Here is a 7,529-nt window from a genome sequence, read left to right on the forward strand (position 1 = left end):
TCGGCCGTATCTCCCGGCCGACCAGGGCGAACCTGAGAGCTTCTTCGCCTGAACCGCTCCCGCACGGTCCAGTCTAGGAAGGCACATGCCCGCTCGGCGATACGGAACGCGCCCGGGACAGGGCAAGATTTCGCATCATTCGGGGAACATCCCGGCGATCGCCCGGTAACCCCCGTCCCGTCCGGTACGGGCGCTACCCGCCGCTTCGCACGCGGGCCAGCACTTCGGGCAGCTCGTCCGGCTTGACCAGCACTTCTCTGGCCTTGGAGCCCTCGCTGGGCCCGACGATGTCGCGGCTTTCCATCAGGTCCATCAATCGGCCCGCCTTGGCGAACCCGACGCGCAGTTTGCGCTGCAACATCGAGGTGGATCCGAACTGCGTGGTGACGACGAGTTCGATGGCCTGCAACAGCAGATCCAGGTCGTCGCCGATGTCGGAGTCGATCTCCCGTTTGGGGGCCGCGGATTCGGTGACGTCCTCGCGGTAGACCGGCTGCATCTGCGCTTTGCAGTGCGCCACCACCACCTGGATCTCCTTTTCCGACACGTAGGCGTTCTGGAGCCGCATCGGCTTGCTGGCGCCCATCGGCAGGAACAGCGCGTCGCCCTGGCCGACCAGCTTCTCGGCGCCCGGCTGGTCCAGGATCACCCGGCTGTCGGACAGCGAGGAGGTGGCGAACGCCAGCCGGGACGGCACGTTGGCCTTGATCAGGCCGGTGACGACGTCGACGCTGGGCCGCTGGGTGGCCAGCACCAGGTGGATGCCGGCGGCCCGGGCCAGCTGGGTGATGCGGACGATGGAGTCCTCCACGTCCCGCGGCGCCACCATCATCAGGTCGGCCAGCTCGTCCACGATCACCAGCAGATACGGATACGGCTGGTAGACCCGCTCGCTGCCGGGCGGGGGCTTGAGGTGCCCGGCCCGCACCGCCTTGTTGAAGTCGTCGATGTGCCGGAACCCCGAGGCCGCCAGGTCGTCGTAGCGACGGTCCATCTCCCCCACGACCCACTGCAGCGCCTCGGCGGCCTTCTTGGGGTCGGTGATGATCGGGGTGATCAGATGGGGGATCCCCTGGTACATGGTCAGCTCGACCCGCTTGGGGTCGACCAGCACCATCCGCACCTCGTCGGGGGTGGCCCGCATCAGCACCGAGGTGATCAGGCCGTTGATGCAGGTCGACTTGCCCGCCCCGGTGGCGCCGGCGATCAGGATGTGCGGCATCTTGGCCAGGTTGGCCACCACGGTCCGGCCCTCGACGTCCTTGCCGAGCCCCACCACCATCGGGTGGTGCTCGTTCATGGCCACCGGGGAGCGCAGCACGTCGCCGAGGCTGACGATGTCCTTGTCGACGTTGGGGATCTCCACGCCGATCGCGGACTTGCCGGGGATCGGGGAGATGATCCGCACGTCCGGGCTCTTGACCGCGTAGGCGATGTTCTTGGTGAGGGCGGTGACCTTCTCCACCTTCACCGCCGGGCCCAGCTCGATCTCGTAGCGGGTGATCGTCGGGCCGCGGGTGAACCCGGTGACCTGGGCGTCGATGTCGAACTGCTCCAGCACCTCGGTGAGCGCCGCCACCACCATGTCGTTGGCCTTGGTGCGCGGCTTGGCGACGCTGCCGGGCCGCAGCAGCGACGGGTCGGGCAGCTGGTAGATCTCCCCGGAGGAGTTCAGCGGCAGCTGTTCGACCTTGCGCGGCGGCGGGGAGGGCTCGGGGGGCTCGGGCGCCGGAGCGGGCGGGTCGGGCTCGGGATCGGGCCCGGACTCCGGTTCGAAGAGGTCGTCGGCCAGGTCGCGCGGCGGCTGCGGACCGGTGTCGCCCCCCTCCAGCACCGGGGTGTCGTAGGGGCGGGAGTGCTCGCCGATCTCCAGCTCGCCGTCGGCGGGGCCGCCGGCCCCGTCGGCTCCCCCGGCGCCCTTGCGGGCCGCGGACGCGCGCCGCCGGGACCGGGCGGGCTTCTCGGCGGGCTTCCCGGCGGACTTGCGGGCGGGCCTCCCGTCGGAGGGCTCGGCGTCCTCCAGATAGTCCTCCACGGTCCCGCGCTCGCGGAGCAGGATCACATCCCGCAGGTCGCGGAGGCGTTCGGGCACCCGGTAGATCGGGGTCGCGGTGACCACCAGCAGCCCGAAGCCCGTCACCAGCAGCAGCAGCGGAACGGCCACCCATGCGCTGAGCGCGGCCTCCAGCGGGGCCGCCACCAGCCAGCCCACCAGGCCGCCGGCCTTGCGGACCGGGCCCATGCCGTCACCCGGATAGGGGGTGCCGGCGGCGATGTGCACGATGCCGAGGATCCCGACCACGAGGGCGCTGGCGCCGATGACCACCCGGCCGGTGTCGTCGCCGCGCTCGGGGTGGCGCAGCGTCCGCCAGGCCAGGGCGGCCACCATGACCGGCAGCGCCATCGCCAGCTTGCCGAGGGAGCCGCGGACGACCTGCTCCAGGGCCTTGGTGACGACGCCCTCGGGGCGGAACCAGGTGACCGAGGCCAGCACGATCGACGCGCCGAGCAGCGCCAGTCCCAGTCCGTCCCGCCGGTGCTCGGCGTCCAGGTCGCGGGCGCCCCGGCCGTACGCCCGGACGATCGACCCCACCGCGCCGGCCAGCAGCAGGTACAGCCGGAACAGCAGCCGAAGGCAGCCGCGGAGCAGCGCGCCGAGCGGATCGGGTCGGCGCTGCGGGGCCCTGCCCTTGGCCGGGCGGCGACCGGAGCCCTTCCTCGCCGGGGCGCCGCCGCGGGACCCCGATCCGCCGCCGGCCGGGCGCCTGCGCGGCTCGGCGCCCGCCTTGCCGGGGGGCCGCTTCGCCGCGCTCGCGCGCGTACGCGAGGAGCTTTGCGCTCCTTCAGACGCACGTGTGGCCATGATGACGAGAGTAACGAGAAGCTCAGCCGAAACCCCGGCAATGTCCGGTCCGCGTGTCGAGCCGCGGCGTCGGCCGCCCCGGGGGCTAGACCTCGACCACCACCGGGACGATCATCGGACGGCGGCGGTAGTTCTCGTTCACCCAGCGCCCCACGGTGCGGCGGATCAGCTGGCTGAGCTGGGTCAGGTCGCTGATGCCGTCGGCGGCCGCCTCCCGCAGCACCGCCTCGATCCGCTCGATGGCCTCGTCGAAGTCCTCGTCGGAGATGCCCGCGCCGCGCGCGTGGATCTCCGGGCCGGCCACCAGCTTGCCGGTGGAGGAGTCCACTCCGACCACGACCGAGACGAACCCCTCCTCGCCGAGGATCCGGCGGTCCTTCAGGGAGGTCTCGGTGATCTCGCCGACCGACAGGCCGTCGACGTAGACGTAGCCCGCCGGGACCGCGCCGACGATCTTCGCCTGCCCGTTGACCAGGTCCACCACCACGCCGTCCTCGGCGATGACGATGTTCTCCTTGGGGACGCCGGTCAGCTCGGCCAGCCGGGCGTTGGCCTTCAGGTGCCGCCACTCGCCGTGCACCGGCATGAAGTTGCTCGGCTTGGTCAGGTTGAGCACGTACAGCAGCTCGCCGGCCGAGGCGTGCCCGGACACGTGCACCAGGGCGTTGCCCTTGTGGATCACCCGGGCGCCCCAGCGGGTCAGGCCGTTGATGACCCGGTTGACGGCGGTCTCGTTGCCGGGGATCAGCGAGGAGGCCAGCATCACCGTGTCGCGCTCGGTGATGCGGATCTGGTGATCGCGGTTGGCCATCCGCGACAGCGCCGACATCGGCTCGCCCTGCGAGCCGGTGCACACCAGCACCAGCCGGTCCGGCGGGATGTCCTCGATCTGCCGCTGTTCGATCAGGATGCCCTCGGGCACCCGCAGATAGCCCAGCTCGCCGGCCACGCCCATGTTGCGGACCATCGAGCGGCCCACGAAGCAGACCTTGCGCCCGTTGGCGGCCGCCGCGTCCAGCACCTGCTGCACCCGGTGGACGTGCGAGGCGAAGCAGGCCACGATGATCCGTTCCTGGGCGGTGCGGAACACCTCGTCGATGACCGGGCCGATCTCCCGCTCGCTGGTGACGAACCCGGGCACCTCGGCGTTGGTGGAGTCGCACAGCAGCAGGTCGATGCCCTCGGCGCCGAGCCGGGCGAACGCGCCGAGGTCGGTCAGCCGGCCGTCCAGCGGCAGCTGGTCCATCTTGAAGTCGCCGGTGTGCAGCACCAGCCCGGCGGGCGTGCGGATCGCCACCGCCAGCGCGTCGGGGATGGAGTGGTTGACCGCCAGGAACTCGCAGTCGAACGGGCCGAACCGGTGTCGCTCGTTCTCGGCGACCCGGACCGTCACCGGCTTGATGCGGTGCTCGGTCAGCTTGGCCTCGATGAGCGCCAGCGTCAGCGTGGAGCCCACCAGCGGGATGTCGGCGCGCTCGCGCAGCAGGAACGGCACCCCGCCGATGTGGTCCTCGTGCCCGTGGGTGAGGACCACCGCCTCCACGTCGTCGAGCCGGTCCCTGATGTACTCGAAGTCCGGCAGGATCAGGTCGACCCCCGGCTGCTCCTCCTCGGGGAACAGCACCCCGCAGTCGACGATCAGCAGCCGGCCGCCGAACTCGAACACCGTCATGTTGCGGCCGATCTCGCCCAGGCCGCCGAGCGCGACGATGCGCATTCCCTCGGGGGGGAGGGCGGGCGGGGCGGACAGTTCCGGATGCGGATGGCTCACCTGCATCCCACCCGTCCGCGCGTCCGGTACGTGCCGTTCACGCATGCACCTCCGGCACCTTGACTCCACCTCGTGCGAGGTCTTCCCGCAGTCCTGCGATGAATTCCGACGTCGCCGGGACCAGCGGCGGCCGCACCGTGCCGCCGGGGCGGCCGAGCAGGTTCAGCGCCGCCTTGACGGCGATGGCGCCCTGGGTGCGGGTCATGATCGCGGTGACCACCGGCAGCAGCCGACGGTGGATCGCCAGCGCCCGGTCGACCTCACCGGCCCGATGCGCCTCGATCATCTCATGGAGGTCGGCGCCGACGACATGGCCGATGACGCTGACGAATCCGGCGGCCCCCACCGACAGCCAGGGCAGGTTGAGGTTGTCGTCGCCGGAGTAGAACACCAGGTCGGTGGCGGTCATCACCGTCGAGGCGGCGAACAGGTCGCCCTTGGCGTCCTTGACCGCCGTGATCCGCGGATGCTCGGCCAGCCTCAGCAGCGTCTCGGTGTGGATCGGCGTGCCGGTGCGGCCGGGGATGTCGTACAGCATGACGGGCAGGTCGGTGGCGTCGGCCACCGTCCGGAAGTGCGCCAGCAGCCCCTCCTGCGGCGGCTTGTTGTAGTAGGGGGTGACGACCAGCAGGCCGTGCGCACCCGCCCGCTCGGCGGCCCGGGCCAGCTCCACCGTGTGGGCGGTGTCGTTGGTGCCCACTCCGGCCACCACCACCGCGCGATCGCCGACCGCCTCGATCACCGCCCGCAGCAGGCGGTCCTTCTCCTCGTCGCTGGTGGTCGGGGACTCGCCGGTGGTCCCGCTGACGACCAGGCCGTCGTTGCGCTGCTCGTCGACCAGGTAAGCGGCCAGCCGGGCGGCGCCGTCGTAGTCCACGGAGCCGTCGGCGGCGAACGGTGTGACCATCGCGGTCAGCATCCGCCCGAACGGGGCGTCACTCGTAGTGCTGGGTGCCATGACCCGAACGGTACCGGTCTCACCGGCCGAGGCGCGCCCGCAGGGGCGATCCGCCGGCGCGGGACGACGCGCCCGGCGGGCGGGATCGGCGCTCGATGGGCGGGCTTCGACGCGGGTAGAGGCGGGCGGAGGTGGACGGACGCCGCGGCTGTGCGCTCGGGGGTACGTACAGCCGCGGCGTCCACCCCCGACATCGCCTCGGGGGAGAGAGTCGTTACAGCACGATGCGGGGAGGTCTTCCGCATTCGGGCGAGCGATGCGACGGCCGTGCGCCGCCGCGGGTCGGGCCGGGCCCAGCCGGAGCCGGCGGTGGTCGATGCGGGCGGGCGGGGCGGGAGGTCGGGACGCCCGCCGACGTCAGCGCGAGGCGTTGGCCGCTGCGGCGGACGACAGCTCGCGCAGGCGCGCGCGCAGCTCGTCGACGCTGAGCGTGCGCACCAGCTCGTTGCCGCGGACCGCCCACCAGTACCCCGAGCCGCCGCGACCGAAGCGCCACCCGGAGAACTCCGCCGCCAGCTCTCCGAGGCAGCGGGCCACCGTCGCGTTCTCCTTCATCTTCATCGACCTCACTCCCGGCAGTCGACGACTGCGCCCTCCTGTCGACCGGCCGCCGGCCCTCCGGCCGTCGGCCCGCACCGTCGTCCGCCCACGGGCGGACACCCCTATGACACTGCCTTTACCTGCGAAAACAACAGTCGAGGAACGTCATACAGAGGGTAACGGAGCGGCCAAGGTTTTATTCCCCGACGGTCAGCCAGTCCGCCCGGTAGCGGGCCCAGTCGCGGGCGTCGGTGGTCCACTCGGCGTAGACGCCGACGCCGAAAGGCCTGGCGGGCGGGCGTTCCAGGGCGTCCACGCCGCGCCGGACGCCGCGCAAAGCCGTGGGTAGATCTTCTGCCCAGTCCATCAGCGGGCGATAGGTGGGGACGCCCATGAACACCGTGGTGCGGTCGCCGATGAGCCGCAGCGTCCATTCGGTGTGCGCAGCGAAGTGCCAGCCGACCATGGCCTTCGTCGGCAGACTCACGTCATAGGTCATGATCGCCACCTGGTCGCACAGGTCCGCCACGCGGCGCAGGTAGTCCCGGGTGGGGCGGGGCGGATAGTGGACGCTCCGCCCCGCCTTGGGGAGGAGGGCCCGGTAGATCGGTTGCGTCCAGTCGGCGAGGGTGAGCTGCTCGACGGCGACCGACAGCACGGCGTTCCTGGACCGGGTCAGCTCGCGGGTGCGCTCGAGCAGCTCCAGGAACGCCTCGTCGTCGGGGTAGATCGGCTCGAAGTCGTAGTGGATCCCCGCGAAGCCCAGGTCCAGGAAGATCCGGTCGGTCTCCAGCACCCGGGCGCGGACGGCCGGGTCGTCCAGGTCCACCAGGCCGTATCCGTCCACCTTGCGGATCTGGCCGAGATACGCCTGCGGCCGGACGTCGGGGGCGTACGTGCGCATCGCCTCGATCAGCCTCCGGGCGTGGGCGTACTTGGCGGGCGGGACGCCGCCGTCGGGTTCGAACGGGCCGGCGTGGAAGAACACGTCGGTGATGCGGTTGCGGTGCAGCAGGTCCGCCAGCGCCCGATACTCCTGTTCGGTGTGCGGCTCGCCCACCCACTGGTGCCGCGCCCACAGGGCGTTGACCGCGGTGCCCCCGGAGCGCGGCTCGGTCTGCAGCCCGGCCCAGGTGTGCGCCATGAAGAGGCCGAGCAGCACCAGCGCGTAGCCGAGGGCCCAGACCGCCGCTCGCCCCGTCCGACGGACCCACCGCATCACGGCCCACCTCCGAAAGATCGACACCGATCATGAGATGTGCGGCGGCGCCCGAACGTTCACCGGCGCGCCCGCCGGTCGTCCGGCGCCGGAGGCGTGCGCGGCCCGCGGAACGCGAGGGGCGAGGGGAGCGCGCGGCCGCGGGGCGTCACGACGCGCGCCGGGCGGCGGGCGCCCG

The 7,529-nt window shown here is 71.9% G+C and carries 5 protein-coding genes; all 5 read right to left on the reverse strand.

Annotated features, from left to right (window positions below; all coding sequences use genetic code 11):
* Positions 1 to 193 precede the first annotated feature (193 nt).
* The 5 genes from EIO00_RS21845 to EIO00_RS21865 all read right to left on the reverse strand — a co-directional run bounded on the left by EIO00_RS21845 (position 194) and on the right by EIO00_RS21865 (position 7,351).
* Positions 194 to 2,863, reverse strand: a complete 2,670-nt coding sequence (locus EIO00_RS21845; RefSeq protein WP_140181947.1) for an FtsK/SpoIIIE family DNA translocase — start codon at positions 2,861 to 2,863, stop codon at positions 194 to 196.
* Positions 2,864 to 2,948: 85 nt separating this feature from the next.
* Positions 2,949 to 4,634, reverse strand: coding sequence for a ribonuclease J (locus EIO00_RS21850; RefSeq protein WP_140181949.1), 1,686 nt, complete (start codon positions 4,632 to 4,634; stop codon positions 2,949 to 2,951).
* 37 nt (positions 4,635 to 4,671) lie between these two features.
* On the reverse strand, positions 4,672 to 5,592 hold the full coding sequence (gene dapA, locus EIO00_RS21855; RefSeq protein ID WP_140181951.1) for a 4-hydroxy-tetrahydrodipicolinate synthase: 921 nt from the start codon (positions 5,590 to 5,592) through the stop codon (positions 4,672 to 4,674).
* 357 nt (positions 5,593 to 5,949) lie between these two features.
* Entirely contained in the window at positions 5,950 to 6,153 is a 204-nt protein-coding gene (locus EIO00_RS21860) for a hypothetical protein (protein ID WP_140181953.1), read from the reverse strand.
* A 175-nt stretch (positions 6,154 to 6,328) separates the two neighbouring features.
* Positions 6,329 to 7,351 carry a glycoside hydrolase family 18 protein gene (locus EIO00_RS21865; RefSeq protein ID WP_241661515.1) on the reverse strand — a complete coding sequence of 341 codons (1,023 nt, stop codon included), beginning with the start codon at positions 7,349 to 7,351 and terminating at the stop codon, positions 6,329 to 6,331.
* Positions 7,352 to 7,529 lie beyond the last annotated feature (178 nt).

It is taken from the genome of Thermomonospora catenispora (assembly GCF_006363815.1).
In the GTDB taxonomy this organism is placed as follows: domain Bacteria; phylum Actinomycetota; class Actinomycetes; order Streptosporangiales; family Streptosporangiaceae; genus Thermomonospora; species Thermomonospora catenispora.